The sequence below is a fragment of the Acetobacter malorum genome (genome assembly GCF_002153605.1).
GTDB classification, from domain to species: Bacteria; Pseudomonadota; Alphaproteobacteria; order Acetobacterales; family Acetobacteraceae; genus Acetobacter; species Acetobacter malorum_A.
On sequence record NZ_JOPG01000027.1, the window covers coordinates 1 to 26,693 of the forward strand.

A 26,693-nucleotide genomic window follows, 5' to 3' on the forward strand; every position below is an offset into this window, starting at 1 on the left:
CCCCGCGCCTCCCGCCATGCCGATGCGCAGGCGCACGCGGCATGACACAGGCTGCATGAAGCGCCCCGCATCGCCTCAGGACGGGAGCCCGTCCGCTGGTCTGCTGCTGGACAGCCTGCCGGTGCCGGTGCTGGAACTTGGTCCCACGAACAGGCTACGCTTTGCTAATGCGGCGGCGGAAGAGTTTTTTGCAACCTCTCGCCATCAGCTCTGCCAGAGCGCGCTGGACGAACTGGTGCCGGAAGACCATCCGGTCTTTTTGCTTGTGCAGCATGTGCGGAAGGAAGGCGGCACCATTACCGAGCATGAACTGGTATTCAGCAGCCCGCGCTTTCACCATGAAGGGGTGACGGTGCAGGGGGCGGATGTGCTGGATTATCCGGGCTCCATTCTGCTGACGTTTCATGACTCCTCAGCTGCGCGGGCGCTGGATCGCCAGCTTGCGTTCCGCTCCGCAGCGCGCAGCGTGTCCGGCATGGCCGAAATGCTGGCGCATGAAGTGCGTAATCCGCTCTCGGGCATTAAAGGCGCTGCGCAGATTCTTGAGCATTCCGTTGGGGAAAGCGACAAGGAGCTGGCGACCCTGATCTGCGATGAAGTGGATCGCATTGATGCGCTCGTTGAACGAATGGGCGTGTTTAATGAGGCCCCGGCAGATTATCGCTCCCTGAATATTCATCGCGTTCTGGAGCATGTCCGTCTGCTGGCCAGCAAAGGCTGCGCTGCGGGGCTGCGGATTGTGGAACGGTATGACCCGTCTCTGCCGCATGTCTGGGGGAATCGGGACCAGCTGGTGCAGATGCTGCTCAATCTGGTCAAGAACGCTGCCGAGGCGATCCGCGAGACGGAAAAGCCGGGTGAGATCACGCTGAGCACCAGTTACCGCCCCGGAATTCGGCTGGCAGTGCCCGGCACTTCACAATGGCGGCACCTGCCGCTGGTGGTGACGGTGCGGGATACAGGGCCGGGTATTTCAGAGACCATCCGTCCGCATCTGTTTGAGCCGTTTATCAGCACCAAAATGAGCGGGAGCGGGCTGGGGCTGGCCCTTGTCGGCAAGATTATGGACGACCATGGCGGCGTGATTGAAGTGGAAAGCCGCCCCGGACGCACGGAAATCAGTCTGTATTTGCCCGTGGTGCCGGATGGCAACGAAAGCATCTGACAGCTTCGTTCTTTTTTTGTAATGATCTTTTCGTATCTGAGTGTAACCTGATCCCTATGACACCTTTGCCCACTATTCTTGTTGCTGATGATGATCGCTCCATTCGTACCGTGCTCGGGCAGGCGCTGGGGCGGGCCGGGTATCAGGTTCAGTCCACCCCTAACGCCGCAACGCTCTGGCAGTGGGTGGAGGAAGGCGAAGGGGATCTGGTGATTACCGATGTGGTGATGCCGGATGGCAGCGGCCTGGATCTGATCCCGCGTATCCGGCAGGCCCGGCCAGATCTGCGCATTATTGTCATGAGCGCGCAGTCCAATCTGGTGACAGCGGTCAAGGCCACCCAGCGTGGTGCGTTTGAATACCTTGCCAAACCGTTTGATCTGAAAGAGCTGCTGAGCGTTGTGGCGCGCGCGCTGGTTGCCCCGGCGCATGAGGCGGATAAGCCTGCGGTGGCCTCGCCCCCGGAAGAGCGCCTGCCGTTGATTGGTCAGTCCCCGGTTATGCAGGGGATTTACCGGAGCATTGCCCGTCTGACGACGTCCGATCTGACGGTGATGATTAGCGGAGAGAGTGGCACAGGCAAGGAACTGGTTGCACGTGCCCTGCATGAATATGGGCGCAGACGGGGTGGCCCGTTTGTGGCCGTGAACATGGCCGCCATTCCGCGTGACCAGATTGAAAGTGAATTGTTCGGGCAGGAGCGGGTGCCGGGCGCTGTGACAGGCCGAAGCCCCGGACGTTTTGAGCAGGCAACGGGTGGCACGCTGTTTCTGGATGAAATTGGCGATATGCCGCCGGAAGCGCAGACGCGGCTGCTGCGTGTATTGCAGGAAGGCGAATTTACCACCGTGGGCGGTCGCGCGCCGATCCGGGCGGATGTGCGGATTATTGCCGCAACGCATCGGGACCTGCGGCAGGCTATTCGGGCCGGTACGTTCCGGGAAGATTTGTATTACCGGCTGAATGTTGTGCCGCTGCGCCTGCCGCCCTTGCGGGAGCGGTTGGAGGATATTCCACTGCTGGCCCGCCATTTTCTGGCGCAGAGCCGGGAGGCCGGGGCCGGGGCACGTGTGCTGGATGATTCCGCGGTGGCGCGTCTGCAATCCTGGCGCTGGCCTGGCAATGTGCGTGAGCTTGAAAACCTTATGCGGCGCATTGTCGCCCTTTATCCGCAGGAAACCATCAGCAGTGATCTGATTGATGCGGAACTGGCAGAACCGCTGGCGCATGAGGTGATTGCGGAAAAGGCAATGGTGGAAGAGCCGCTGTCCGATGCCATTTCCCGCCATATCATGCGGTATCTGACAGCAGGGCGGGAGGGGATGCCCTTGCATGATCTGTACGCACGTGTGATTGCAGAGGTGGAACGACCTCTTATTCAGATGACATTGCAGGAAACGCGTGGAAATCAGATCAAGGCAGCGGCCATGTTGGGACTGAACCGGAACACGCTGCGCAAAAAAATTCGCGAGCTGGAAATTCCCGTTGTGCGCGGAGTGGTCTAACCTGCCTTTATGCAGCGCTTTTTCTCTTCTTTGAGCACTCTTCTGGCCCGGACCCGGCTCCACTGGCTTTTGCGGTCTCTGGAACGGAAAAGCGTGGCTCTCACGTTGGCCGCTCTGGCGCTATGCCTTGGCTTTGCAACCTTTGTGGTGCTGTCCGGCGGCATGTCCTTTGGCCATTATGCGGTGATCGAACCGCTGGTGTTGCTGCTGAACAGTCTGGTGCTGGGTCTGCTGCTGCTGGCTGTGGCCATGCGGGTGGGGCCGATGCTGGTGGAGCATCGGAAAGGGCTGGCCGGGGCCAAACTGCACGTTCGACTGGTGACACTGTTCGGGATTGTGGCGGTCGCGCCGACGCTTGTTGTGGGCGTGTTCGCCACTCTGTTTTTTCATTATGGCGTTCAGATCTGGTTTTCCGACCGGGTGAATACGGCGCTGAATGAAGCCATGGAGGCCTCCCGCGGCTACCTGACGGAACATAACGCCAATATCCGCACCGATGCGTTCTCCATGTCCAACTACATCATGAGTGCGCAAAATGAACTGGCGGCCAGTGGCATGAACCTGCTGCAGGACCATGATGCGTTGGGCGAGATGCTGGACAGTCAGGCCACCATGCGCGGGCTGACAGACGCACTAGTGTATGACCCCATTACCAATAAGGTGGTGGCAGCAGGCGGCCTGATGAGCCGCGCCGGAGATCAGGCACTCCCACCACCAGCCGCCACCATGATGGCGCGCTCCAATGATATCGCTATTCTCGATTCCCCCGATGAACGCACGGTGCGGGCGGTGGTTGAGCTTTCCCAGACCCCGGCGCTAATGCTGGTGATTACTCGTCTGGTGGACCCCACCATTCTGGAACATATGCACCGCACGGAAAAAGTGATTGCGGATTACCGGCGCCTGAACGGGAACCGTGCGAAAATCCAGCTGACGTTCGTGATGATTTTTGCGCTGGTGGCTCTGCTGGTGCTGGCGGCAGCGGCGCTGATTGGTCTGGCGCTCGCCAACCAGATTGCCAAGCCGCTGGGGCTGCTCATTCTGGCGGCTCGCCGGATTAGTGAGGGCGATCTGGGCGTGCATGTGCCCGAGGCCAACCGTGATGATGAGGTGACGAGCCTTTCCCGTGCCTTCAACCGCATGACGGAACAGCTGGCCAGCCAGCGCTCAGAACTGATGGCTGCGTACGGGCAGATTAATGAGCGGCGTCGTTTTACCGAAGCCGTTTTGTCCGGCGTGTCTGCCGGGGTGATCGGGCTGGATGTGGAACAGCGGATTGAGCTGCCTAATCGTGCCGCCAGTCTGCTTTTGCAAACAGATCTGATGGACGCCATAGGCGAACCTCTGGCGACGCGCGTGCCGGAATTTGCCGAGCTTCTGGCCGAAGTGCGTTCTGTGCCGGATCAGGTGATTACGCGGGAAGTGCAGACCGGCCCCGAGACCAGCCGGCGTATGTTGCTGGTGCGGATTGGCGCGGAACTACGCGGGACGGTGACGGAGGGCTACGTGATGACCTTCGATGACATCACGGCCCTGCAACAGGCCCAGCGGAAAGCAGCATGGGCGGATGTGGCGCGGCGCATTGCGCATGAAATCAAAAACCCGCTGACCCCGATCCAGCTTGCGGCGGAACGGCTCAAGCGGCGCTTCCTGCGGGAAATTACGTCGGACCCGGAAACATTTGCGCAATGTGCGGACACTATTGTGCGGCAGGTGGGGGATATTGGGCGTATGGTGGATGAATTCTCCGCCTTTGCCCGCATGCCGCAGCCGGTGATGACCAATGAGGATCTTTCCCGCATTATACGGGAAGTTCTGGTGCTCCAGCGTAACGCGCACCCTGAAATTACCTATCACGTCAGCCTGCCGGACAGAGGTCCGGTGGTGCGGTGTGACCGGCGACTGATCAGCCAGGCGTTGATCAACCTGCTGCAGAATGCAGCCGATGCCATTGCCATGACAGCAAAACAGGGTGATGTTGAGGGAAATGGCTTAAACACAGCCAATGCGGTATGGATTGACCTGAAGGACAGTGAAGGCAACGTCGAAATTTCTGTTGCAGATAATGGCGTTGGTTTGCCGTCGGGCGACAGGCATCGGTTGACCGAGCCATACGTGACGCACAAGGCTAAGGGCACCGGGCTTGGTCTGGCCATTGTCAAAAAGATTATGGAAGACCATGGGGGTGCGGTGCGTCTGGAAGACAGGGCGGAGGAAACAGGAACTGTGGCTATTCTGATTTTGCCGATGAAGGACGACCATGGCTCATGAAATCCTGATTGTTGATGATGAGCCCGATATCCGGATGCTCATTGAGGGCATTCTTGAAGATGAGGGTTACGAAACACGGGTTGCTGCGACATCTGATGCAGCCATAGCCGCCTTCCGGGCCCGCAGACCGTCTCTGGTCATTCTGGATGTCTGGTTACGGGACTCTCAGCTTGATGGGCTGGGGATTCTGAATGTCCTGCATGCGGAAGAACCGTCTGTGCCGGTCATCATGATTTCCGGTCACGGCACGATTGAGACCGCCGTGGCGGCCCTCCAGCACGGCGCGTATGATTTTATTGAAAAGCCATTTCAGGCAGACCGCTTACTGGTTGTGGTGCGCCGGGCGCTGGAAGCCTCGCGTCTGGCCAGAGAAAATGAGGAACTGCGCCTGCGGGCCGGGCAGGACACGGAACTGTTTGGCAATAGTGCGCTAATTACAGCAGTGCGTGGCCAGATTGAGCGCGTAGCCCCCACAGGGTCTCGTGTGCTGATTACGGGTGGCCCCGGTTCCGGTAAGGAAGTGGCAGCCCGCATGATCCATGCGCGCTCCCGCCGGACAGACGGACCGTTTGTTGCCCTGAACTGCGCCATCCTTGCCCCGAACCGGTTTGAAGAAGAGCTGTTCGGGCTGGAAGGCGCGCCTGACGGCACGGGGCGGCGGACCGGTGTGCTGGAACGGGCGCATGGTGGCACGCTGGTGCTGGATGAAGTGGCCGATATGCCGCTGGAAACGCAGGGCAAGATTGTCCGCGCCTTGCAGGACCAGACCTTTGAACGGCTGGGTGGTTCAACCCGCGTCAAAGTGGATGTCCGCGTTCTGGCGACCACCAATCGGGATTTGCAGTCCGAGATCATGGCCGGGCGCTTCCGGGAAGACCTGTATTACCGGCTGGCGGTTGTACCGCTCCGTCTGCCGGGCCTGCGGGAACGGCGGGATGATATTCCGGGCCTTGCAGAACTGTTTTTGCGTCGCGCTGCGGAGATGGCTGGTCTGCCCCAGCGTGAACTCTCGGCTGATGCCATTGCCGCCCTGCAGGCCTATGACTGGCCGGGCAATGCGCGTGAACTGCGCAACCTGATGGAACGCGTGCTGATTATGATGCCGGGCAACAGTGTCGAGCCCATCCGCGCGGAAATGCTGCCCTCTACCATCGGGGAGGGCGCTCCGGCCCTGCTGAAGTTTGATGCCTCGGCCGATGTCATGAGTCTGCCGCTGCGCGAGGCGCGAGATATGTTTGAAACGCAGTACTTGCAGGCCCAGCTGCTCCGTTTTGGGGGGAATATCAGCCGGACAGCAATATTTGTTGGCATGGAACGCAGTGCATTGCATCGCAAACTGAAGCAGCTTGGTGTAACGTCCGAGGAACGAGGGGTCGGCTGACGTGTTTGCAGTTCTTCTGCAAGCCATCGTCCGGCTGTAACAAAAAATGAGAATAGGGCCTCCCATCGTGGATAAGGACACCGGATACAATGTGCAGGACGCGTTTCTGAGTCAGATTCGCCGTTCACGCTCATCTGTGACAGTTTTTCTTGTGAATGGCGTAAAATTGCAGGGCAATATTACGTGGTTTGATGATGCCGCCGTTTTGCTGAAACGCGATGAGCATACACAGCTGATTTACAAGCACGCCATCAGCACGGTCATGCCGACTGTGCCTATTAATATCTTTGAAGCACCAAATTCTGGTGCGCAGACAGACAGAGAGCCCACACTTGGCGACGATTTTATCTGATACAAAACCCGTTGCCACCCGTGGCGCGGTTATTCTCCCCTGGGAAAAATCCGCCCATGACCAGGATGTAAGGGCTGCGGAAGCCCGGCTGGAAGAGGCCGTTGGTCTGGCGGCCTCCATCGGGCTGGTAATTGTTTTACAGGCGACGTTGCTGCTGCGGACCAGACGCTCCGCCACCCTGCTGGGTAAAGGGCAGGTCGATTCGCTCAAAATTGCTGTTCAGGCTGAAAAAATTGACGTTCTGGTGGTGGATGCTCGCCTCAGCCCCGCCCAGCAACGCAATCTGGAAACCGAGTTTGGCTGTAAGGTCATTGACCGGACCGGGCTGATTCTGGACATCTTCGGTGCGCGTGCTGCAACGAAGGAAGGGACGCTACAGGTCGAGCTGGCGCATCTGGAATATCAGCGTTCCCGGCTTGTGCGGTTGTGGACCCATCTGGAACGTCAGCGCGGGGGCTTCGGCTTTCTTGGTGGTCCGGGTGAAACACAGATTGAGGCTGACCGCCGGATGATTGGTGATCGGATTGTCCGCCTCAAGAAAGATCTGGAGCAGGTGCGCCGCACACGCGGGCTGCATCGGCAGGCGCGTAAGCGGGTGCCGTTCCCGGTTGTGGCACTGGTTGGCTATACCAACGCGGGCAAATCGACCCTGTTCAATGCGCTGACGGGTGCTGCGGTTTACGCAAAAGACCAGTTGTTTGCGACGCTGGACCCCACCATGCGGGCTATCACCCTACCATCTGGCCGCCGGGTGATCCTGTCGGACACGGTGGGGTTCATTAGTGATCTGCCGACGGAACTGATTGCTGCCTTCCGTGCCACGCTTGAAGAAGTGGCGGAAGCCGACATCATTCTGCATGTGCGCGACATTGCGCATCCGGACAGTGCCGCCCAGAAAAAGGATGTGTTCCACGTTCTGGAAGGCATGGCACGAGATAACATGATTGAGCCGGACTGGTCCGGTCGCATGATTGAAGTGCTGAACAAGATTGATCTGCTGGGCGGCCCGGAAGAGCTGGCGCAGCTGGGCGATGCTATCGGTATTTCCGCGATAACCGGGGACGGTTTGCCGGAACTGATGGCGCTGATCGACCAGCAGATGACCGCCACCATGGAAGAGGTGCGCTACCGCGTGCCCTTGTCTGACGGGGCAGCGTCTGCATGGCTCTATCAGCATGGAGAAGTGCTGAACCGTAAGGATGATGAAAGCGGCGTGGACATTACCGTGCGCATCAAGGCAGAAGACCGCGCGCGGTTTGAAATGCTGTTCAAGCAGGTTGAGCCGCTGCTGGCGTAAAATTTTCGCAGCGTGCATGGTTTGGAAACGGTCAGGTTCTGTATGAGCCTGACCGTTTTTTATTATCTTGTCTGACTATTCTTTTTCCGTAATGTTTTAAGGCGCGCACGCAGGAGGCCAGCTAAGATGGATATTATTCTGGCCCCCACAAATCTTGGGCTTAGTCCGCTCTATGCGCGGCATGAACCGGGCACATGGCGGGCACCGGATGTGCTGATGGCCACCGGGCTGGCAAAGGCTCTGGGCGCTGAGGCGTCCGTTACGACACTCCTTCGGCCGACATATTGCCCGGTGCCGCCTGCGGGAACACTTATCCGAAACGCCTGCGCGATCCGGGATTTCAGCCTGACACTGGCGGAGCATGTGGCGCAGAGTGTTCAGAGTGGAAATTTTGCGCTGGTTCTGGGTGGGGACTGTTCGATTCTACTGGGGGCGCTTGCGGGTGCGCGGCAGAGCGGGTCTCTGTCTCTTATTCATTTTGATGGCCATAGTGATTTTCGGCATCCGGGGAATTATGAGTCCAGCCGGATTATGAGCGGTGTTGCGGGAATGGACCTCGCACTGGCGACAGGGCGCGGAGAGCATTTTCTAACCCAATGGCCTGATATTGAAGGTCCGCTCGTGCAGGATGACCATGTTATTCAGATTGGTGAGCGGGAAAGCCATGATGCCGATTTTGCATGGCCCGACATTGCCGAGACTGCCATCACACAGATTGATATTTTTGATTTTCAAAGGATAGGCGTAGCGGCAGCCTGTGCAAAAATTCAAGCTCTGCTGACGTCACACTCAGAGGCCGGATTCTGGATTCATTTTGATGTTGATGTGCTGGATCAGGTCATCATGCCAGCGGTTGATTGCCCCGGATCTCCGGGGCTTTCACCCGCTGAAATGGTGTCGCTTCTTAATCCGCTTGTTTCTGACAGACGCTGTCTGGGGATGACAGTTTCCATTTATGATCCGGAGAAAGACCCGGACGGGCGCTGTGCCAAAACACTTGTCGCTCTGTTGGGGCAGTTAGCGTATCGCGATCGTGAGGCTTGTGGGAAAGTCCCTTAATTGACAAGCAAGTGATGGGTTTACGCTTCTGGCTGAGCCGCCATTAACGCGGCAACAGCCTCCCATTCGGGTGCCGCGTCTGCCGCGCCATGGCGGGTGGTGGCCAGCGCCCCGCAGGCTGAGGCTATACGAACAGCTTCGGGAAAAGGTTTTCCCTGTGCCAGTGCAAAGGCGAGGCCAGCGTTAAAACAGTCCCCGGCAGCCACAGTATCAACAGGTTCAATACGGAATGGCGCACTATGGCCGCTCTGCGTTCCATCATGCCAGAACACACCGCGGCTTCCCATTTTGACAAGAACGGCTTTTACACCTCTGGCCAAAAGCACTTCAGCCGCCTTTGCCGCGTCTTCTACTGTGTCTGGCCGAAGACCTGTGAGCTGGAACGTCTCGCTCTCGTTTGGTGTCAAAATATCAATCTCGTGCCATAGCGCATCCAGAAGCCCGTGCTCCGGAGCCGGGGCAGGATCAAGCACGACCACAGCACCAGCCGCCCGTGCTTTACGGGCGGCAGCCAGAACGGCCTGTTGAGGCACTTCAAGCTGCAATAAGAGGACTGTTGCCCGTTCCAGCCAGTCTGACGCGGCGTCAACGTCCGTCTCATCCACAGCCATGTTTGCGCCGCCAACAACCGTGATGCAGTTCTCTCCGCTGCCATCAATCCCAATCAACGCAATCCCTGTTGCCTGAGCCGCATCTTCCCGGAGCGGAGTAAGATCGACACCAAAACGCTCAAGTTCCCGACGGGCCTGCGCTCCAAAGCTGTCCTGACCGATGCGCCCGGCTAAAGCCACCTGAATGCCCGATCCGGCAGCCAGTCGCCCGGCAGCGGCGGCCTGATTACTGCCTTTGCCGCCAAGCATGACGGCATAGCTTTCACCGTGCACAGTCTCACCCGGGCGCGGTAAACGGGCAGCCCGGGCGGTAACGTCAATATTGATGCTTCCAAAGGACAGAATCAGGGGCTTCGCATTCGGCATAAGTTGGGTCTCGGTAAGGGAAAGACGTCTATCTTAGCATCTCCGGCCCCCAGTCGTCATGAAGGTGCTGACGGGGTGGCGGAGGGTAAGGTTAGAAAGAAGGAAGGTCAGTCGAATTCGGTCGGCAGGGAAGGGGTAGCGTGGTGCGCAAAGAGGCGTTCGATCTGATGCGGGAGCACCCGGCCTAGAGAAAGCTCTTCTGGAATTTCATCATGGGCAAAAAAGCGCACTTCACTGGTTTCAATACTGGTGGTGGGGCTGCCGCCCGTCAGTTCTCCCAGAAAGAACAGTTTGGTGACGGTAAAGGCTTCCGGGGGCTGGTGCCCCTGCGTGGAGCGGTCCAGCGCCATGGCGAGTTTGGTAATGCGTACGGTGTAGCCCGTTTCTTCCCACACTTCTTTGGCCGCACAGTCAGCAGCAGTCAGGTTCACATCGGTCCATCCACCGGGCACGGTCCATTTGTTATGGTCCAGCACTTCCCGCACCATCAGAATACGGCCGTCTTTGTCAAACACACCGACACGCACTTCCAGTTTAGGTGTCGCGTAGCCAGCCTGTTCCTGAAAAATGGTTTCGATTTTTCCTGCAGGGAGACCGCTTCCTTCCGCCATCATCCGGGCGGCGAGGGTGCGCAGCATTTCATAGCGTTCTTTGTCAAAAGGGTCTTTGGCGTAGGTCAGGCCGGTCTGGGAAATGCCCTGAATTTCACGGGCCCAGATCAGCCAGTTGGGTTCTGCCATAAGGAAACTCCCTTTGTGATGCGCGCAATAAAAAACGGGAAGGCCTGAGCCTTCCCGTTTCTGTTGTGCCTCTTTGCAGGGCGATCAGGCAAGAGCCGCAGCGGCTTCCTGACCGTTGATGAGCAGGCCATCCCCGTTGGCAGAGATTTTGACATTCTCGCCATCGTGAATGGTCCCCTGCAGCAGCAGTTCCGCCAGCGGGTTTTGCAGGCTGCGCTGGATAACCCGTTTCAACGGACGGGCACCATACACAGGGTCATAGCCTTCATTCGCCAGCCATGCGTGGGCCAGATCATCCAGCGTGAGAGTGATCTTGCGATCATCCAGCAGGTTCTGCAGGCGACGCATCTGGATATCGACAATCTTGGTCATGTCCGCTTTCTGCAGGCGGGAGAACAGGATGATCTCGTCCAGACGGTTCAGGAATTCCGGACGGAAGTGCTCGCGCACCACCTTCATGACCTGTGCCTGCACCATGTCGGTCGATTCACCGTCCGGCTGATGTGCCAGCACATCCGAGCCGAGGTTACTGGTGAGCACAATAATGGTGTTACGGAAGTCCACTGTGCGGCCCTGACCATCCGTCAGGCGACCATCGTCGAGCACCTGAAGAAGAATGTTGAAGACATCTTCATGCGCTTTTTCAACTTCGTCGAACAGAATGACCTGATAAGGCCGACGCCGCACTGCTTCTGTCAGCACACCGCCTTCTTCATACCCAACGTAACCCGGAGGGGCACCAATCAGACGGGCGACCGCGTGCTTCTCCATGAATTCACTCATGTCGATGCGGAGCAGAGCCTTTTCATCGTCAAACAGGAAGCGGGCCAGAGCCTTGGTCAGCTCGGTTTTCCCCACACCCGTCGGGCCGAGGAACAGGAAGGAGCCAATCGGGCGATTGGGGTCCTGCAACCCTGCGCGCGCACGCCGCACCGCGTTGGACACAGCTTTAAGGGCTGCTTCCTGACCGACTACGGATTTCCGCAGATCATCTTCCATCCGCAGCAGTTTGGCGCGTTCACCTTCCAGCATGCGGTCCACCGGTACACCCGTCCAGCGGGAGACAACGGAGGCCACGCCCTGATCTGTCACGGCTTCGGACACAAGATCCGTTTTCCCAGCTTCAGACTGCGTTTCCTGCGCCTGTGCAATCTGGGCCTGCAGGTTGGGGATGACGCCATACATCAGCTCGGACGCCTTGCCGAGGTCACCCTTACGCTGAGCAACCTCCACTTCGGACCGGGCCTGATCAAGCTGTTCCTGCAACTTCTGCACAGCATTCACGCGGTCTTTTTCCGCATGCCAGGCCGCACTCATGGCGTCAGACTTTTCTTCCAGATCGGCCAGTTCCGCTTCCACGGCTTCCAGACGGTCCTTGCTGGCGCTGTCATCTTCCTTGCGCAGGGCTTCACGCTCAATCTTGAGCTGAATGATGCGGCGGTCGAGTTCGTCCAGTTCTTCCGGCTTGCTGTCAATCTGCATACGTAGGCGGCTGGCTGCCTCGTCAATCAGATCGATGGCTTTATCCGGCAGGAAGCGGTCGGTGATGTAGCGGTTGGAAAGTGTTGCGGCAGACACCAGTGCGCCGTCGGTAATCCGGACACCGTGATGCAGTTCGTACTTTTCCTTGATCCCGCGCAGGATGGAAATGGTATCCGCGACGGAGGGCTCACCAACAAACACAGGCTGGAAGCGCCGGGCGAGGGCGGCATCCTTCTCGATATATTTGCGGTATTCGTCCAGCGTGGTGGCACCAATACAATGCAACGTGCCGCGGGCCAGTTCCGGCTTGATGAGGTTGGACGCATCCATCGCCCCGTCGGTGCGGCCTGCGCCTACCAGCGTATGCATCTCATCAATAAAGAGAATGACCTGCCCTTCGGCAGATTCAATTTCTTTCAGAACCGCTTTCAGGCGTTCTTCAAATTCACCGCGATATTTCGCGCCAGCCACCAGTGCGCCCATGTCGAGCGAGAGCAACTTCTTGTTCTTCAGAGCTTCCGGCACGTCACCATTGACGATGCGCTGCGCCAGACCTTCCACAATGGCGGTCTTACCCACGCCGGGTTCACCAATCAGAACCGGATTGTTTTTGCTGCGGCGGGCGAGAACCTGAATGGCACGACGAATTTCTTCATCACGGCCAATCACGGGGTCCAGCTTGCCTGCCTGTGCAACTTCCGTCACATCACGGGCATATTTTTTCAAAGCATCAAAATTGGCTTCAGCGTTTTCGCTGGTCACAGTGCGTCCTTTGCGGATGGTGGCAATGGCTTTGTCCAGAGCGTCGGGCGTTGCGCCATGCTCTTTCAAAGCGCGACCGGCAGGGCTGTCAGAGGCGGCAATGGCCACCAGCAGACGGTCCTGCGCCACAAAGGAATCTCCGGCTTTCTGCGCGCCCTGTTCGGCGGCATCCAGCACACGGACCAGATCCGGTGTGGCAGAGGGCTGACCAGCCCCGCCGCCCTGTACTTTGGGCAGTTTGGCCAGAGCCTGTTCATTAGCTGCTCTTACTGCATCCGGTGCACCACCTGCGGCGCGGATAAGGGAGGACGCAGCGCCTTCCTCATCATCCAGCATGGCCTTGAGCAGATGCTCCGGCGTGAGCTGCTGGTTAAAATCCCGAATGGCAATAGTCTGTGCGGCCTGCAAAAAACCGCGAGAACGTTCAGTAAATTTTGCGATATCCATAGTTTCCCTCTTGTCCCTTCTACTCAGGCGACTGAAGGCCTTGTCCCCATCCCATTATGGCAATGGCGGCATGGTCTTTTCTCGCTAACAGAGATTGGAATATCCGTTGCAACAATCAAGAGGGGGGGATGCAGGGCTGCTATTTTTTGCCGGCAACAGGGCAAAAAAAACGCCTCCGGTGAGGGAGGCGTTCTTTCCGGACTGAGCTGAAAAAACTCAGGCAGCGTTCAGCTGAGCTTCAGCGAACTCGTAGTTTGCCAGCTTGTCCAGGTAGTTGGTGATGTAGTCCGGACGACGGTTGCGGAAGTCCAGATAGTAAGCGTGTTCCCACACATCCAGACCCAGCAGCACTTTGCCCTGACCTTCAGCCAGCGGGTTGGAGCCGTTGGCGGTTTTGGTCACGGCCAGTTTGCCGTCCTGACCCAGAACCAGCCAGGCCCAGCCGGAACCGAACTGAGAGGCCGCTGCCTTTTTGAACTGGTCCTTGAAGGCATCAACGCTGCCGAAGTCACCGTTGATTTTTGCAGCCAGCTTGTCCGGAATCGCACCGCCAGCAGAGGAGAGGTTCTGCCAGAACAGGATGTGGTTCCAATGCTGACCTGCATTGTTGAACACGGGAGCCTGAGCGCTGTCGCCTTTAACAGCCAGAATAATTTCGTCGAGAGACTTGCCCTGCAGAGCGGGGTTGGCTTCAACAAAATTGTTCAGAGCCGTGACATAGGCCTGATGGTGCTTGTCATGATGCAGTTCAAGCGTTTCCTGGCACATGCCGCGTGCGGCAAGAGCGTTGTAGGAATAGGGAAGGGCTGGCAGTTCAAAAGCCATGACATACTCCATAAAGGTAAAAGCGGGCGACCATGCGCCATGATCCAGAGCTATGGGGCGGCGGCACATGCGTCAAGGGACTGCGGTGTGACAATGTTGCTTTCCACCGGGCCAGTCACACACAGTTGTCCCTGATGTTCCGTCTTTGCCGCTAACGTCTCGCACGGGAAAAAGATCCTTTAAAACACCCTGACCGCGCCAGAGTGCTGGGAGCAGCCGGTGCCGGTGTGGCGGCGGCTGCTCTGCAGAACATGTGCGGAACCGGTGGCTTTGTGGGGTGTAAAGGAGTGGAAAGGGCAGGATGACGAAAGACGGGCAGGGCATGCGGCAGGAGGGGGCTTTGACGGCAGACTATCTGGCGGAGAGTGTGCGGCGTGCTGACCCGGACAGGGCCTTGTGCGCGCGCTTTCTGCCTGCCTCTGTTCGCGCGGATGTGGGGGTGTTGCTGGCGTTCCATACAGAACTGACACGTGCGCTTGCCCCGGCACGCTCTGCGGCGATAGCTGGCCCTATCGCGGGGCTGATCAGGCTCCAATGGTGGCGAGATGTGCTGGAGGGGGCGCGGACGCCTGACCACGAACTTGCCCCTCCGCTTTTATCCGCACTTGAGCGAGGCATATTTTGCCGGGAGACGCTGTTACGCATTCTCAGCGCACGGGAGGCTGAGCTGGACCCGCAGCCAGATATCCGCATCTGGCGAAAGATGATGCAGGATGGCGCTGGAGGGGTTCAGCGCGCTGTGGGTGAAGCACTGGGTGTGCAGGATGAGAGCATTCTCGTTCGGCTGGAAGCCTGCGGAGCGGCTTATGGCACCGGGGCCATGCTGCGGCACTGGCCGCGCCTGCAACTGAGCGGACGTTATCTGTTTCCGGGCGATGAGGTCGGGTTGCGGCAGGAAGGTGAGGCGTTTCTGGCTGCGTGTGACGTGGCTTCTCTACCGCCCGCCGGCCGACTGGCGGTCTTGCCAGCTGTGCTGGCTGAGCGGGATCTCGCCCGCAACAGTGCACAGGCAGGACAGCCTCGAGGGCTGGGGGACCGTCTGGCTGTCATGCGAGCAGGGTGGAAAGCTGCTCGCGCCTTTCAGCGTTCTGGCGCGGCGGCATTGTAGACAGGAAAGATGCCGGCCTGTTGACGGCTTTTCCGTTGGGGCGTGAAGCGCCACTAGTCTCGTGCCTCTCCGGTGCGGGCCTGATGGATGGCGGCGGCAAAAACATCATGCACACACGGATCATGCCGTTGCCGGGTTTTCTGGCAGAGCGCCAGATACAGAGTATCCGGCTCCTGCTCAGCAAGCTGCGGCACAGTCTGAATACCCAGAACGGCAAAATCGGCCAGCGCAGCCTTGCCGACATTGCGGAGGTCGGTAAGGCTGCGGGTGTCTTTCTGTGTGGCAGTGTCCTCAGGCATCATTGGCGACGATGTGTTCCATCACGCCGATCAGCGCAGAGTAATCCTCGTTCGCCGCAGCGCGGCGGGTAAGGGAGAGTTGCTGCGTGGTTGCGGCCATGGTGGGCATGGGGACGGCCAGACGCGCCCCGGCATCCAGCAGCAGGCGCATGTCTTTCTGCATCAGGCGGGTGGGGAACTGCGGCGTGAAGTCACCATCTTTGGCGGCACGGATCTTGCGTTTGTGGTGCGGGGAAATGACGGCAACCTCGCCCAGCGCATCAAACAGCATGGATCGGTCCAGCCCGGCAGCCAGCCCATAGGCAATGGTTTCCGCTACAGCGGCCAGACCTGCGCCCATAATGCCGTTAATCACCAGTTTCAGTCGTGTGCCACTGCCGGAGGGGCCTGCGTGGACGGTGGTCTTGCCAATGCAGTCAAACACCGGCTTTGCGCGGGCAATCAGGGCGTCATCGCCGCCTGCCAGCACAACCAGTGCACCGGCTTCTGCTTCCGGTGTGCTGCCGGAAACAGGGCAGTCAATGACGGAAATGCCCTTTTCTTCACCGGCTTTCTGCAGGGCGTCCGTGGCTTCGGGTGAGACGGAGCTGGTGTTCAGTAAAAGCTGATTTTCGCGCATTCCTGCCAGTGCGCCGTTCTCACCATACATGGCGGCGGCAAGGGCTTCATCATCCGGCACGCAGACGAGGACGATGTCCGCTTTTTTTGCAACGTCGGCAGGGGAGGGCAGGAAGGGCGTGGAGCCGTCGCCGCCTTTGCCGGAGGGTGTGTAGGCCACCAGCGCGTATCCGGCTTTTTTGAGATTGTCTCCCATACGGCTGGCCATGGCCCCAAAGCCAATAAATCCAATGGTCTGCTGCGTGGTCATTCTGCAAGTTCCTGTCATTTTGCGTGCGGCAACTATGGCAGAAACGGCAGAACTTCTCATGTGGTTTCCTGCATGGTTCCTTTGCGCTGAATGCTGCATAAGAAGAAAGCGTATTCAGGACGTTTTTCCATATACAGTAGCGGCACTTTTGTTTTCACTGCACGGAGCAGTTCTGCTCACGTAAAAAGGAAGGGGCTTTCCTATGGCTGTGTATCGCTATCCTCGCCCGGCTTCCTCGGACATTACGCCCCGACGGCTGTTTTTCTCACGCCGGGCTTTGCTTGGCACGGCAGTGGGTGGGGTTCTGGCAGGCGGGTTGAATTCCGGCATGGCGCAGGCTGATGCGCCTGTTGCGCCGTCCGCACGGGGCTGCCCTGCGGCGGAAACACCCACGCCTCGGGATGATGTCACACATTATAATAATTTTTATGAATTCGGGATGGAGAAGAGCGACCCGGCAGAACTGTCCGGCGGCTTTCATCCTCGCCCCTGGCAAGTGCAGGTGGATGGGTTGGTTGAGCATCCGCAGGTCTGGGATCTGGACGCGCTGAATGCCCGTTTTGGGCATGAAGACCGTCTGTATCGCATGCGGTGCGTGGAAGCGTGGTCTATGGTCATTCCCTGGCAGGGGTTTGAACTGGGGGCGTTGCTGCGGGCGGCAGGGGTGAAGGCGGGAGCAAAATATGTGGCGTTCACGTCCGTTGTGCGACCGTCTGAAATGCCCGGACAGCGGGGTGGCCTGTTCTCCCTTCGCTGGCCCTATGTGGAAGGGCTGCGGCTGGACGAAGCCATGCATCCGCTTACTTTGCTGGCGACGGGTGTGTATGGCGAGGCGCTGCCTGCGCAAAATGGTGCGCCCATCCGGCTTGTGGTGCCATGGAAGTATGGATTTAAAGGCATCAAATCCATTACCCGCATTACCGTGACAGATCAGCAACCGCCGACAAGCTGGAACCAGATGGCCCCGGATGAATATGGTTTTTACGCCAATGTGAACCCGGATGTGGACCACCCGCGCTGGAGCCAGTCGAGCGAGCAGATTATCGGGGAAGGCAGCCTGTTCAGAACCGCCCGACGGCCAACGCGGCTGTTCAACGGCTATGCAGAGCAGGTGGCCTCTTTGTATCGCGGTATGGATTTGCGGAAGGATTTTTAGGCGGATGGCACCACCCTCTTCTGGCCCGCGGCGGCGGTCCCGTTTTTCTCCGCTGACACGTCAGGTTTTTCTTTATCTGTTTTGTCTGATCCCCGCCGTGTCCGATATTGCGCAGGGGATGGCGAATACGCTGGGACCAAACCCGGTCTCGGTCTGTTTGCACGATTTCGGGCGCTGGGCGTTCCGGTTCTTGCTGATCTCGCTGGCAGTCAGTCCGCTTAAGCGTTTTGTCGGGCTGGACTTTATGGTCTATCGCCGTCCGCTTGGGTTGCTGGCCTTTAGTTATGCGGCGCTGCATGTGGTGTTTTACGTTGGTGTGGCCCGGCATTTTGATGCGCATGTCTTGTGGAAGGACTTTACCAGCCGTCCGTTCCTGACCTTCGGGCTACTGACATTCCTGATTTTACTGGCGCTGGCGCTGACCTCCACCCGCAGGGCGATCATCGCTTTGGGGAGGCGCTGGGCGAAGCTGCATAAGCTGGTTTATGTGGCCATGATTCTGGCCTCTGTTCACTACGCCATCGCCTTTAAAACCTGGCACACGGAGCCGTTTATTTATGCGGCGATTGCAGGAGTTTTGCTTTCCTTGCGACTGGTGCCGAAGGCAGGGAAACGCACAGTCTGATGTTTGAATAGAAAAAGCCCCGCCAGACGTTGGTTCTGGCGGGGCTTTTTGCAGAGCGTTTTGAAAAGCGGATTAAGCCGCAGGGTGCGTTTGTGTATCTGCTAGCAGGGTGTCATGCCCCAGTGCGTTGAGCAGCTGTGCTGCGCGGGCGTCGGGATTCATGATCTGCACTGTCTTGCCGCGTCCTTGCAGGCGGGAGACGATTTTTTCCAGCGTATCAGCCGCACTGATGTCCCACAGCCGCGCGTCTTTCAGGTCCAGCACGATGTGGCTGGCGGTATCCTGAAAATCGACGGCGTCAGACAGCAGGCTGGCGGAGGCAAAAAAGACCTGCCCCTGCACGTGGTAGGTGCGGGTGGTGCCATCAGCGCTCAGCGTGTTGTTCACTTTCAGAAGCGTCATGACCTGAAAGGAGAAGAACAGCCCGCTGAGCAACACGCCACAGGCCACCCCGGCGGCCAGATCATGCGTGAGGACCACCACGATAACCGTCACCAGCATGACAGTGGAAGACAGACGCGGATGCCGCACAAGGTCACGCAGGGACGACCATGAGAACGTGCTGACGGACACCATGATCATGATGGCCACCAGAGCCGCTACCGGCACGCGCGCCACAAACCCGTGGCAGGCCACCAGCAGCAGAAGCAGGAAGGCCCCGGCAGTAAAGGTGGAGAGACGACCGCGTCCACCGTAGCGGAGGTTGCCCACGGTCTGGCCGATCATCCCGCAGCCCGCCATGCCGCCAAACAGGCCAACAAACATGTTGGAAATCCCAAGCCCTGTGCATTCCATGCGCTTGTTGCTGTGGGTGTCCGTCATTTCATCCACTACGGTGGCAGTCATGAGGGATTCCAGCAGGCCGACCATCGCCATGGCGAAGGCATAGGGTAGCACGATTTTAAAGGTTTCGACCGTCATCGGCACGTGCGGCAGCGTGAGGGACGGCAGGCCGGTGGGCAGCGCGCCCAGATCAGACACCACATGCACCGGCATGGGGACGACCATGGTCAGTCCGGTGAGCACCAGAATGCAGATAAGCGGGGAGGGAATGACGGTGGTGATGCGCGGCAGCAGATAGACAATGGCCAGCCCCAGAGCGATCAGCGCGTAGGTGTGCCATGTGACATGCAGCATCTGCGGAATTTGGGCGGAAAAGATCAGCAGGCCGAGCGCGTTCACAAAGCCTGTTTCTACTTCCCGTGAGACAAAGCGCATCATGCTTTGCAGCTTGAGCAGGCCAAACACAATCTGGAACGCCCCAGCCAGCAGGGTAGCGAGGAGCAGGTAATCAAACCCATACCCATGCACGAGGTCCGCCGCCACCAGAGCAACGGAGCCAGCGGCCCCGGAAATCATCCCCGGTCTGCCGCCCGTAATGGCAATGGCAATGCTGATGACAAAGGAGGCAAACAGCCCCACCGCAGGGGCCACGCCCGCTGCGTAAGAAAAGGCGATGACTTCCGGGATCAGCGCAAAGGTTCCGACCATCCCGGCCAGAACGTTTTTGACCGGATCATCCGTCCATTCTTTGAGATATTGGCTAACAGTCACGAGACCCCTTTCTGCCATGTCTGGTGTTTTCTCTGATACAGGAGGGCATAAGATGGACGCGCCCGTAACGGAAAGGTTTTTCTGAGGTTTACAGCCCTTGCATGCGGTCATCTGGCGTTTGCGAGCAGCCGCTATCCGTTGGTGCGCCGGGCTTTATGACGTCATAAGCCGATATCGAACATAAAGTGGACATTGTGCTGCCTCAGGTGGCCCGGTATGCGTGAGGTATGGTTGTGAACGCTCCTTCTCCCGCTGCCCCTCTGATCTGGATTCTGGCTGGTGAGGCCAGTGGTGACGTGCTGGGCGCGCGCCTGATGCACGCTTTGCGCGCCCGGAACCCGGCTATCCGCTTTGCCGGGGTGGGCGGTGTGCGCATGGAAGAGCAGGGGCTGCGCAGCCTGTTCCCCATGCGGGATCTGGCCGTGATGGGACTTGTGGAAGTGTTGCCGCGCCTGCGTTCGCTTTCCGCCCGGCTGAATGAAGCCGTGCAGGATATTGAAGCCCGCAGGCCAGACCTTGTGGTGACCATCGATAGCCCCGGCTTTACCCTGCGGTTGCTGAAGCGCATTGCCGGGCTCGGCATTCCGCGTGTGCATTATGTGGCCCCGCAGGTCTGGGCATGGCGGCAGAAGCGGGTGAAGGAATTCCCCGGCCTGTGGGAAGAGCTTCTGTGCCTGTTACCGTTTGAGGAAAAGTTTTTCAGCAAGCATGGCCTGCTGACCAAATTTGTCGGGCATCCGGTTTTGCAATCCGGTGCGGAGACAGGGGATGCGGCTCGGTTTTATCAGCAGCATGGTCTGAAACAGGGCGCGCGGGTGTTGATCCTGATGCCCGGCAGTCGTCGTTCGGAAGCGCCGCGTCTTTTGCCCGTCTTCGGGAAGATGCTCGCCCTGTTGCAGCGGGACATGCCTGACGTGGTGCCGGTTATCCCGGTCTCTCCCGTTGTGGCGGCCACAGTAGCACGAGAGACGGCGCGCTGGCCGGTTCGCCCCGTGATTGTAACGGATGTGCAGGATAAGCATGATGCATTTGCCGCAGCCGGGGCGGCTCTGACAAAATCAGGCACCTCAACGCTGGAACTCGCGCTGGCTGGCGTGCCGATGGCTGTAACCTATCGTGTTAATCCGCTGACGGCCTTTATGGCGCGGCGGCTGATCCGGGTGCCGTATGTAGCGATGGTCAATCTGCTGGCCGGGCGGGCTATTGTGCCAGAACTGTTGCAGGAACAGTGCCGCCCTTCCGTTCTGGCCAGTGCCGTGCGGGCGCTGTTTGAAAACCCAAAGCTGGCGAATGGGCAGAAAGATGCCTTCAAAACCGTTCTGCATGGTTTGCAGGGGCCGGGGGGTAAATTGCCAGCGGATGCGGCGGCAGAGGCTGTGCTTCAGCTTTTGGAAGATGCGGCGCAGAAAAAGAGCGGATCAGAAAAAATTTGATCTAAGCAAAATGTTTAACAGAAAATCGGTTCTGTATTAAGGGATTTTTCTGACTTCATCGTATTTGTTGCGTGCAGTCGGGTCGTCTTTCTGCACCGGATTATACCCGTTTTTTTCGAATCTATTGAGCGCAAAAATTCTCTACCGCTCTTTGGAAAATACGTTTGGGTTTAAACGAATTTTTTGAGAAAATTTTCGGCAGGGGGGTATTCGCCCCTGCCGGAACGCCCTGTTCAGGCCTTTTTGCCATACAGGGCGTTGGGGTCGATCTCGGGTTTGGTGAGTTCCACCAGCCCTTCCGGGCCAAATGCGCGGTAGAAGCAACTGCGGCGACCCGTGTGGCAGGCCACGCCAATCTGGTTGACCAGCAGCAGAACAGCATCGGCGTCGCAATCCAGACGCGCTTCAATCAGATGCTGAATTTGCCCGGAGGTTTCCCCTTTGCGCCACAGCTTCTGGCGGCTGCGGGAGAAGTAGCAGACGCGGCCTGTTTGCAGCGTTTCCTGCAGGGCTTCACGCGTCATCCACGCAATCATCAGCACCTCGCCCGTGTCATGCTGCTGGGCAATGGCGGCAATCAGGCCTGAGCCATCAAATTTTACAACGTCCAGCATGCTGGAAAGGGCGGCGGGTGTTGGGGCCTGATAGGTCATGAGGATGCAGACGAGTCCGGGTTGGGTGTGGAAGAGGAAGGCTGAGGCGGCGTGAGTGCTGCGGTCAGCCAGACGGGCGGGCGGGGCACAACATGGTGGCCGCCGCAGTCCAGCGTTTGTGCAACCGCGCTGGTTTTGAGCAAGGCAAGCCCGACATGATCCTGTGAGGAGCAGAGCGTGCCAACCTCCACGCCGTTCGCCAGAACAGGGGTGCCGGGGGCGGGCAAGGGGCCGGTGCAGGCAACAGGAACCATCCGGCGTTTGACCAGAGTGCGGTAATGCATACGGGCTGTGACTTCCTGCCCCATATAGCAGCCCTTGCTCCATGAGACGCCGCCAAGCAGATCCATATTGGCTTCTGCGGCCAGTGTGCGGCCCACTTCGCAATCCTGCACGCCATCAGGCAGGCCCAGAACCAGCCGGTGCAGGTTGTAGTCCTGCGGGGTGTCCGTGGGTTCTGTGCCCTCTGGCACATCAAGCAGACGCCACCCGGCGGCAGGCAGACGCGGGTCTGCAAAGCTGATGGTGTTTTCCATCAGGGCGGCATCGGGTGCCTCGCCCCATGCGACCATGACGCGCATACCGGTGGCTTCCATCTGCACATCGGCGCGCAGGCGGAAACGGAGAAGCTGCTTGCACAGGCCTTCGGCCTGTTCACTGGCGCAGTCCAGCAGCAGGCAGGTGTCGTCCGGGTCTGCCACCAGAAAGAAATCGGCCTGCCAGCGGCCTTGTGGGGTGAGGCAGGCGGACCATGTGGCCTGTCCGGGTTCAAGGGCGGCGACATCTGCTGTGACGAGCCCTTGCAGGAACTTTACGCGGTCCGCGCCTGAGAGTTTAAGGACGGTCCGGTTTTCCAGCAGGGCACTATGGGAAGGGGTAGGCATGACAGGTGCTCCCGATGATGGTGCAGACCTCAAGAGGACTGGTTGAGTGTTTCAAAAACGTCACCCGCCGGGGCCAGCCCGCGGATATGGGTCCGGTGCCATAAGGCATAGAACAGTAACGTCCAGGCAGCGGGGCCGGTTTTACGGCCTGCCGCAGCTTGAAAGAGTGCGCGTACCCGCTCGGGTTTGGCAATTTCCTGAATGCACGCCTGTTGTGCAACCAGTTGCCCCAGTCGCGCACCGTCCTGTGCAATCCATGCGCCAATGGGCACGGTAAAGCCCTGTTTGGGGGCAAAGGGGCGGGCTGCCGGGCAATGCTGTTCCAGCCAGCGGCGCAGCAGCCATTTGCCTTTATCCCCCCGCACGCGCAGCGTGTCGGGCAGACGCCATGCCAGATCCGCCACCACGGGGTCGAGCAGGGGAGTGCGCCCTTCCAGCCCGTGCGCCATCAGGCAACGGTCCAGCTTGAGCAGCAGATCATTGGGGAGCCATTCGGCAATATCAACGGCCTGCGCGGCGGAAAGGCGGGTTGGGGCAGAGGGCGCAGCCATTTCGGCGGCCATAATACCATCGCGCCAGCGGGTCGGGCGACTGCGGAGAATGTCCAGACTGTCAAACATCCCGCGCCGCCACATGCGCCGGCCCCCCTGCCACCACGGGCGCATGGCAGAGCGGTACCGGCCATAGCCAGCAAAGAGTTCGTCGCCGCCCTCACCGGAGAGGATCACGCGGACATCCTTTGTGGCTTCCTGCGCCAGAAACCATGTGGGGATAATGGCGTAATCGGCTGCCGGGTCATCCATGCAGGCCACAATGGCAGGCAGATGCTGCCAGACCTTATTGGCGGTAATGCGCACGGTCTGGTGTTCCGCCTGCGCGCTACGGGCGAGGGCTGCTGCGGCTTCCGCTTCATTCGCGGCGTTGGGCGCATCAAAAACGGCTGTCCAGGTGCGCAATTTTTCAGGGCGCGGCAGGCGACTCATGGCGGTTAGCAGGCTGGCGCTGTCAATCCCGCCAGACAGAAACAGGCCGAACGGCACGTCAGCGCGTTCATGGGTCTGCACGCTGTTCATGAGCGCCTCATCCAGCTGCGCCAGTGCGGTTTCTTCCGTCAGGGGCGGCTGCACTTTGGGGGAAGACGGCAGGGGCGACAGACGCTGGCGGTCCAGAATACGGCCCTGCACAATGCGGATAGTTTCACCCGGCAGCACGCGGGAAATGCCTTTGAAAATAGTGTCCCGCCCGGTGGTGAACTGAAGTTGCAGCAGTTCATCCCGCGCGGTGGAGGCGACTGTGCGGGGCGCAAGGTTGGCTGCCAGCAGCACGGCAGGTTCCGATGCAAAGGCTACACCGCCCTCAAACTCTGTGAAATACAGGGGCTTTATGCCAAACGGGTCACGGCACAGCAGTAGCTCGTCCTGTGAACTGTCATACAGCGCAATGGCATACATGCCGCGCAGATGGCGGGGGAAGTCCGCGCCGTAGCGTTCCCACAGCCGGAGGGGAGATTCGCAGTCACTGCCGGTTTTGAAGTGCTCCGGGCCAATCTGAGCCCGAATTTCCGGGTCATTATAAATTTCGCCATTGGCGATCAGCGTGCCAGAGCCAGCGGAAAGAGGCTGGTCGCCGCCCGCAATATCAATGATGGACAGGCGGGTATGGATCAGGTCAGCATGCGGAAAGTGGGCAAAATGCGCACCATCGGGGCCGCGATGCTGGAGGGCAGCGGCCATCCGGTCCAGCACATCCTGCCCGCAGGGCTGGGTGCCGCGTGTGTAAACCAGACCGCCAATGCCGCACATCAGGCTTTCTCCACAGTGGAAAGAAAGTCCAACCATGCTTTCAGTACAGGCGCGGTTGCAAAAGTCTGCTCATAATCCGCACGGCCTGCTGCGGCGAGTTTAGTGGCTCGCACCGGGTCTTCCAGCACGGCGGCAAGCTGACGGGCGAGAGTGCGGTCATCTTCAACCGGGGCCAGCAGACCGTTTTCTCCTGAACGAATCAGTTCCGTGGGGCCTTGTGACGCCGCTGCAACCACCGGCTTTTCTGCCGAGAAGCCCTCAATCACCACATTCCCCAACGGTTCATGGCGCGAGGGGCAGACAAGGGCTGTGCAGGCACGAATCAGGCCACCCGGATGCGTAGCCCAGCCGGGCATCAGCACACGGTCCGCCACGCCTTCCTTGCGGGCAAGGTCTTCCAGTGCGGCGCGTTCCGGGCCTTCCCCGGCAATAACCAGCCATACGCCCGGCAAATGGGCCATGGCGCGGATCAGCACATCAAACGCCTTGTTGGTATGCAGACGGCCTAATGCCAGCAGAAAGGGCGCGCCGGGGGGCAGGCCAGCGGGCCGGGCCGGCGCAGTATGGGCCAGTTCCGTTGCAAAATTGGGAAGGTAATGCACCCGGTCCTGCGGCCAGCCCTGTTCCCGCATCCAGCGCACCAGTCCGTGCGTATTGCCGATAAGGTGTGAACAGCGGCGGTAATAAGACAGATCATAAAACCCGCCGAGGCGGCCTGCCAGAATCCAGTCCCCTTGCGGGGTGAAGCGGGCGGCCCTGTTCATCCACGCAACGGTGACGCGAGGGGCAAACTGTTTGAGCTGTGTGCGGAGCTGCGGGCGGGTGCGCCAGTCTGTCAGGCCTCCAAATTTAAGCTCACAGGGAGTGACGCCACCCGCCTTGAGCCGGGCGGTGCGGGCAGGGTCTCGCCGGATGATGGGGAGAACAGACAGGCCGGAGGCAGCCTGCGCCATGCAGAGTCGTTCAAAAAACAGTTCCGCCCCGCCCGTGGGCGCACCGGCCATGACATGCGCAACGCGCAGCGGGGCGGCAGAAGGGGAATGCGCAGTCATGACCTGGTCTCCGCCAGCAGGGTGGATGCGGCCTGAGCAACAACATCCAGAGATAATCCGGCAATAGGTGCGTCTCCCTCTGGTCCGGGAGCGGCAACCCATGTGGCACAGCGCCCGGAGGGGGCATATTCCGAGGCCCGTGAGGGGCCGAACAGCCCCAGAGTCGGTGTGCCTGCGGCGGCAGCCAGATGCATCAGGCCGGAATCGTTCCCGATAAACAGACTGCACCGGGCCAGCATGGCAGCAACCTGAGTCAGAGAGAAGCGGCCTCCGGCATCAATGGCGTCAGGCAAGGCTTCCAGCAGGGGTAAGGCGAGGGCACGTTCCTGCTCTCCGGGGCCGTAGAAAATAGCCGGTCGGGCTGCGGGGTATTGGCGGGACAGGTCGGCCCAAAGCGGCAGATAACGCTCTGTTGGCCAGATTTTTCCGGTCCAGTTGGCTGTGGGGCCAAGGGCGATGATCGGCCCGGCATCTGAGGGAATGATCTGGCTGGCTAGCGTCTTGTCCGCCTCAGACAGCCAGACAGTCGGCATCGGCGGCGGGGAAAGGCGGAGCAACTGGCCGAGATGGTTCAGGCGCAGGCCGGGGCGACGGCCCCCGCGCATAATCAGCCGTTTGCGGGTGCGCAGGAAAAATGTGGTGGCGGAGCCGCGCAGATCGATCGCCAGATCCCACTTCTGGCCGATGCAGGCTTTCCACAAATCCAGCCAGTGCCGGTCATGCGTGCGCTTGGTCATGACGATCACGCGCTCGAGTCCGGGCAAGTTCTCAAATAATCCGGCCGCCACAGGCCCGCAGGCAATGGTAAAGCGCGCATTGGGATAGGTGCGGATGAGGTGGGCCAGAAGGCCGGTGGAGAGCACGGCATCGCCAAGCCGTGTGGCCGTGATGAAGAGAATGCGCATTGGACGGATTCTATACGGGCCTCGCCCTGTTTTTCCAAGAGTAAGAAGGAGATAGCCGCCGCTATGCCGTATTCTGGCCCACAAGCGGGTC

At 59.4% G+C, this 26,693-nt stretch carries 23 protein-coding genes; 11 read left to right on the forward strand and 12 right to left on the reverse strand.

Annotation, left to right across the window (positions count from 1 at the left end):
* The first annotated feature begins 55 nt into the window (after positions 1-55).
* From HK23_RS11435 to HK23_RS11465, 7 genes are all read left to right on the forward strand, one after another.
* The gene (locus HK23_RS11435; RefSeq protein WP_061502982.1) at positions 56-1,165 is read left to right on the forward strand and encodes a two-component system sensor histidine kinase NtrB; all 1,110 of its coding nucleotides are present in this window, start codon (positions 56-58) and stop codon (positions 1,163-1,165) included.
* 56 nt (positions 1,166-1,221) lie between these two features.
* Positions 1,222-2,670: a nitrogen regulation protein NR(I) gene (gene ntrC / locus HK23_RS11440; protein ID WP_063907387.1), complete on the forward strand. Its 1,449-nt coding sequence runs from the start codon at positions 1,222-1,224 to the stop codon at positions 2,668-2,670.
* Between the two features lie 9 nt (positions 2,671-2,679).
* Positions 2,680-4,941, forward strand: coding sequence for a sensor histidine kinase NtrY-like (locus tag HK23_RS11445; RefSeq protein ID WP_086654070.1), 2,262 nt, complete (start codon positions 2,680-2,682; stop codon positions 4,939-4,941).
* Positions 4,931-6,322, forward strand: coding sequence for a nitrogen assimilation response regulator NtrX (ntrX, locus tag HK23_RS11450; RefSeq protein WP_063907389.1), 1,392 nt, complete (start codon positions 4,931-4,933; stop codon positions 6,320-6,322). The genes HK23_RS11445 and ntrX overlap by 11 nt, the downstream gene beginning before the upstream one ends.
* Before the next feature lie 67 nt (positions 6,323-6,389).
* Complete coding sequence (hfq, locus tag HK23_RS11455; protein ID WP_043550541.1) at positions 6,390-6,674, forward strand: RNA chaperone Hfq; 285 nt, start codon at positions 6,390-6,392, stop codon at positions 6,672-6,674.
* Positions 6,628-7,971, forward strand: a complete 1,344-nt coding sequence (gene hflX / locus HK23_RS11460; protein ID WP_179193888.1) for a GTPase HflX — start codon at positions 6,628-6,630, stop codon at positions 7,969-7,971. Before hfq ends, hflX begins: the two co-directional genes overlap by 47 nt.
* 126 nt (positions 7,972-8,097) lie before the next feature.
* On the forward strand, positions 8,098-9,030 hold the full coding sequence (locus tag HK23_RS11465; RefSeq protein WP_086654072.1) for an arginase family protein: 933 nt from the start codon (positions 8,098-8,100) through the stop codon (positions 9,028-9,030).
* Between the two features lie 20 nt (positions 9,031-9,050).
* On the opposite strand, the gene HK23_RS11470 is transcribed toward HK23_RS11465, so the two are convergent.
* The 4 genes from HK23_RS11470 to HK23_RS11485 all read right to left on the reverse strand — a co-directional run bounded on the left by HK23_RS11470 (position 9,051) and on the right by HK23_RS11485 (position 14,263).
* Positions 9,051-10,007 carry a ribokinase gene (locus tag HK23_RS11470; RefSeq protein ID WP_086654073.1) on the reverse strand — a complete coding sequence of 319 codons (957 nt, stop codon included), beginning with the start codon at positions 10,005-10,007 and terminating at the stop codon, positions 9,051-9,053.
* 107 nt (positions 10,008-10,114) lie between these two features.
* A complete protein-coding gene (locus tag HK23_RS11475; protein ID WP_086654074.1) occupies positions 10,115-10,747 on the reverse strand; it encodes an NUDIX hydrolase in 633 nt (210 codons plus the stop codon).
* An 84-nt stretch (positions 10,748-10,831) separates the two neighbouring features.
* Positions 10,832-13,438, reverse strand: a complete 2,607-nt coding sequence (clpB, locus tag HK23_RS11480) for an ATP-dependent chaperone ClpB (protein ID WP_086654075.1) — start codon at positions 13,436-13,438, stop codon at positions 10,832-10,834.
* 216 nt (positions 13,439-13,654) lie between these two features.
* Positions 13,655-14,263, reverse strand: coding sequence for a superoxide dismutase (locus tag HK23_RS11485; protein ID WP_043550728.1), 609 nt, complete (start codon positions 14,261-14,263; stop codon positions 13,655-13,657).
* Positions 14,264-14,585: 322 nt separating this feature from the next.
* Here HK23_RS11485 and HK23_RS11490 point away from each other — a divergent pair, with 322 nt between their 5' ends.
* Entirely contained in the window at positions 14,586-15,371 is a 786-nt protein-coding gene (locus HK23_RS11490) for a squalene/phytoene synthase family protein (RefSeq protein ID WP_373270330.1), read from the forward strand.
* A gap of 53 nt (positions 15,372-15,424) precedes the next feature.
* Here HK23_RS11490 and HK23_RS11495 read toward each other — a convergent pair whose 3' ends face one another.
* Positions 15,425-15,673: a helix-hairpin-helix domain-containing protein gene (locus HK23_RS11495; RefSeq protein ID WP_256940170.1), complete on the reverse strand. Its 249-nt coding sequence runs from the start codon at positions 15,671-15,673 to the stop codon at positions 15,425-15,427.
* Positions 15,663-16,637 carry an NAD(P)-dependent oxidoreductase gene (locus tag HK23_RS11500; RefSeq protein ID WP_086654077.1) on the reverse strand — a complete coding sequence of 325 codons (975 nt, stop codon included), beginning with the start codon at positions 16,635-16,637 and terminating at the stop codon, positions 15,663-15,665. The genes HK23_RS11495 and HK23_RS11500 overlap by 11 nt, the downstream gene beginning before the upstream one ends.
* A 103-nt stretch (positions 16,638-16,740) precedes the next feature.
* Between HK23_RS11500 and msrP the strand changes: the two genes are divergently transcribed.
* Together msrP and HK23_RS11510 are read left to right on the forward strand one after the other, a co-directional pair.
* Positions 16,741-17,694: a protein-methionine-sulfoxide reductase catalytic subunit MsrP gene (gene msrP, locus HK23_RS11505; RefSeq protein WP_086654078.1), complete on the forward strand. Its 954-nt coding sequence runs from the start codon at positions 16,741-16,743 to the stop codon at positions 17,692-17,694.
* Positions 17,695-17,698: 4 nt separating this feature from the next.
* Positions 17,699-18,319: a protein-methionine-sulfoxide reductase heme-binding subunit MsrQ gene (locus tag HK23_RS11510; RefSeq protein ID WP_086654079.1), complete on the forward strand. Its 621-nt coding sequence runs from the start codon at positions 17,699-17,701 to the stop codon at positions 18,317-18,319.
* Positions 18,320-18,391: 72 nt separating this feature from the next.
* Here the strand turns inward: HK23_RS11510 and HK23_RS11515 are convergent, their stop codons facing one another.
* Entirely contained in the window at positions 18,392-19,873 is a 1,482-nt protein-coding gene (locus tag HK23_RS11515) for a SulP family inorganic anion transporter (protein ID WP_086654122.1), read from the reverse strand.
* A 233-nt stretch (positions 19,874-20,106) separates the two neighbouring features.
* Between HK23_RS11515 and lpxB the strand changes: the two genes are divergently transcribed.
* The gene (lpxB, locus tag HK23_RS11520; RefSeq protein ID WP_179193889.1) at positions 20,107-21,306 is read left to right on the forward strand and encodes a lipid-A-disaccharide synthase; all 1,200 of its coding nucleotides are present in this window, start codon (positions 20,107-20,109) and stop codon (positions 21,304-21,306) included.
* 233 nt (positions 21,307-21,539) lie between these two features.
* On the opposite strand, the gene hisI is transcribed toward lpxB, so the two are convergent.
* The 5 genes from hisI to HK23_RS11545 are packed head-to-tail and all read right to left on the reverse strand — an operon-like array spanning position 21,540 to position 26,602.
* The gene (gene hisI, locus HK23_RS11525; RefSeq protein WP_063907398.1) at positions 21,540-21,959 is read right to left on the reverse strand and encodes a phosphoribosyl-AMP cyclohydrolase; all 420 of its coding nucleotides are present in this window, start codon (positions 21,957-21,959) and stop codon (positions 21,540-21,542) included.
* On the reverse strand, positions 21,956-22,843 hold the full coding sequence (gene ygfZ / locus HK23_RS11530) for a CAF17-like 4Fe-4S cluster assembly/insertion protein YgfZ (RefSeq protein WP_086654081.1): 888 nt from the start codon (positions 22,841-22,843) through the stop codon (positions 21,956-21,958). The genes hisI and ygfZ overlap by 4 nt, the downstream gene beginning before the upstream one ends.
* Positions 22,844-22,872: 29 nt before the next feature.
* Positions 22,873-24,645 carry an asparagine synthase (glutamine-hydrolyzing) gene (gene asnB, locus HK23_RS11535; protein ID WP_086654082.1) on the reverse strand — a complete coding sequence of 591 codons (1,773 nt, stop codon included), beginning with the start codon at positions 24,643-24,645 and terminating at the stop codon, positions 22,873-22,875.
* Positions 24,645-25,697, reverse strand: coding sequence for a glycosyltransferase (locus tag HK23_RS11540; RefSeq protein WP_143217557.1), 1,053 nt, complete (start codon positions 25,695-25,697; stop codon positions 24,645-24,647). The genes asnB and HK23_RS11540 overlap by 1 nt, the downstream gene beginning before the upstream one ends.
* Positions 25,694-26,602, reverse strand: a complete 909-nt coding sequence (locus HK23_RS11545) for a glycosyltransferase family 9 protein (protein WP_086654083.1) — start codon at positions 26,600-26,602, stop codon at positions 25,694-25,696. Before HK23_RS11545 ends, HK23_RS11540 begins: the two co-directional genes overlap by 4 nt.
* Positions 26,603-26,693: the final 91 nt, after the last annotated feature.

What these genes read in the sequence shown, in the direction of transcription:
- HK23_RS11435 (WP_061502982.1), top strand. Translation starts at nt 56, where the DNA reads ATGAAGCGCCCCGCATCGCCTCAGGACGGGAGCCCGTCCGCTGGTCTG.
- ntrC (WP_063907387.1), top strand. Translation starts at nt 1,222, where the DNA reads ATGACACCTTTGCCCACTATTCTTGTTGCTGATGATGATCGCTCCATT.
- HK23_RS11445 (WP_086654070.1), top strand. Translation starts at nt 2,680, where the DNA reads ATGCAGCGCTTTTTCTCTTCTTTGAGCACTCTTCTGGCCCGGACCCGG.
- ntrX (WP_063907389.1), top strand. Translation starts at nt 4,931, where the DNA reads ATGGCTCATGAAATCCTGATTGTTGATGATGAGCCCGATATCCGGATG.
- HK23_RS11465 (WP_086654072.1), top strand. Translation starts at nt 8,098, where the DNA reads ATGGATATTATTCTGGCCCCCACAAATCTTGGGCTTAGTCCGCTCTAT.
- HK23_RS11470 (WP_086654073.1), bottom strand. Translation starts at nt 10,007, where the DNA reads ATGCCGAATGCGAAGCCCCTGATTCTGTCCTTTGGAAGCATCAATATT.
- HK23_RS11475 (WP_086654074.1), bottom strand. Translation starts at nt 10,747, where the DNA reads ATGGCAGAACCCAACTGGCTGATCTGGGCCCGTGAAATTCAGGGCATT.
- clpB (WP_086654075.1), bottom strand. Translation starts at nt 13,438, where the DNA reads ATGGATATCGCAAAATTTACTGAACGTTCTCGCGGTTTTTTGCAGGCC.
- HK23_RS11485 (WP_043550728.1), bottom strand. Translation starts at nt 14,263, where the DNA reads ATGGCTTTTGAACTGCCAGCCCTTCCCTATTCCTACAACGCTCTTGCC.
- HK23_RS11490 (WP_373270330.1), top strand. Translation starts at nt 14,586, where the DNA reads ATGCGGCAGGAGGGGGCTTTGACGGCAGACTATCTGGCGGAGAGTGTG.
- HK23_RS11495 (WP_256940170.1), bottom strand. Translation starts at nt 15,673, where the DNA reads ATGATGCCTGAGGACACTGCCACACAGAAAGACACCCGCAGCCTTACC.
- HK23_RS11500 (WP_086654077.1), bottom strand. Translation starts at nt 16,637, where the DNA reads ATGCAGCATTCAGCGCAAAGGAACCATGCAGGAAACCACATGAGAAGT.
- msrP (WP_086654078.1), top strand. Translation starts at nt 16,741, where the DNA reads ATGGCTGTGTATCGCTATCCTCGCCCGGCTTCCTCGGACATTACGCCC.
- HK23_RS11510 (WP_086654079.1), top strand. Translation starts at nt 17,699, where the DNA reads ATGGCACCACCCTCTTCTGGCCCGCGGCGGCGGTCCCGTTTTTCTCCG.
- hisI (WP_063907398.1), bottom strand. Translation starts at nt 21,959, where the DNA reads ATGACCTATCAGGCCCCAACACCCGCCGCCCTTTCCAGCATGCTGGAC.
- ygfZ (WP_086654081.1), bottom strand. Translation starts at nt 22,843, where the DNA reads ATGCCTACCCCTTCCCATAGTGCCCTGCTGGAAAACCGGACCGTCCTT.
- asnB (WP_086654082.1), bottom strand. Translation starts at nt 24,645, where the DNA reads ATGTGCGGCATTGGCGGTCTGGTTTACACACGCGGCACCCAGCCCTGC.
- HK23_RS11540 (WP_143217557.1), bottom strand. Translation starts at nt 25,697, where the DNA reads ATGACTGCGCATTCCCCTTCTGCCGCCCCGCTGCGCGTTGCGCATGTC.
- HK23_RS11545 (WP_086654083.1), bottom strand. Translation starts at nt 26,602, where the DNA reads ATGCGCATTCTCTTCATCACGGCCACACGGCTTGGCGATGCCGTGCTC.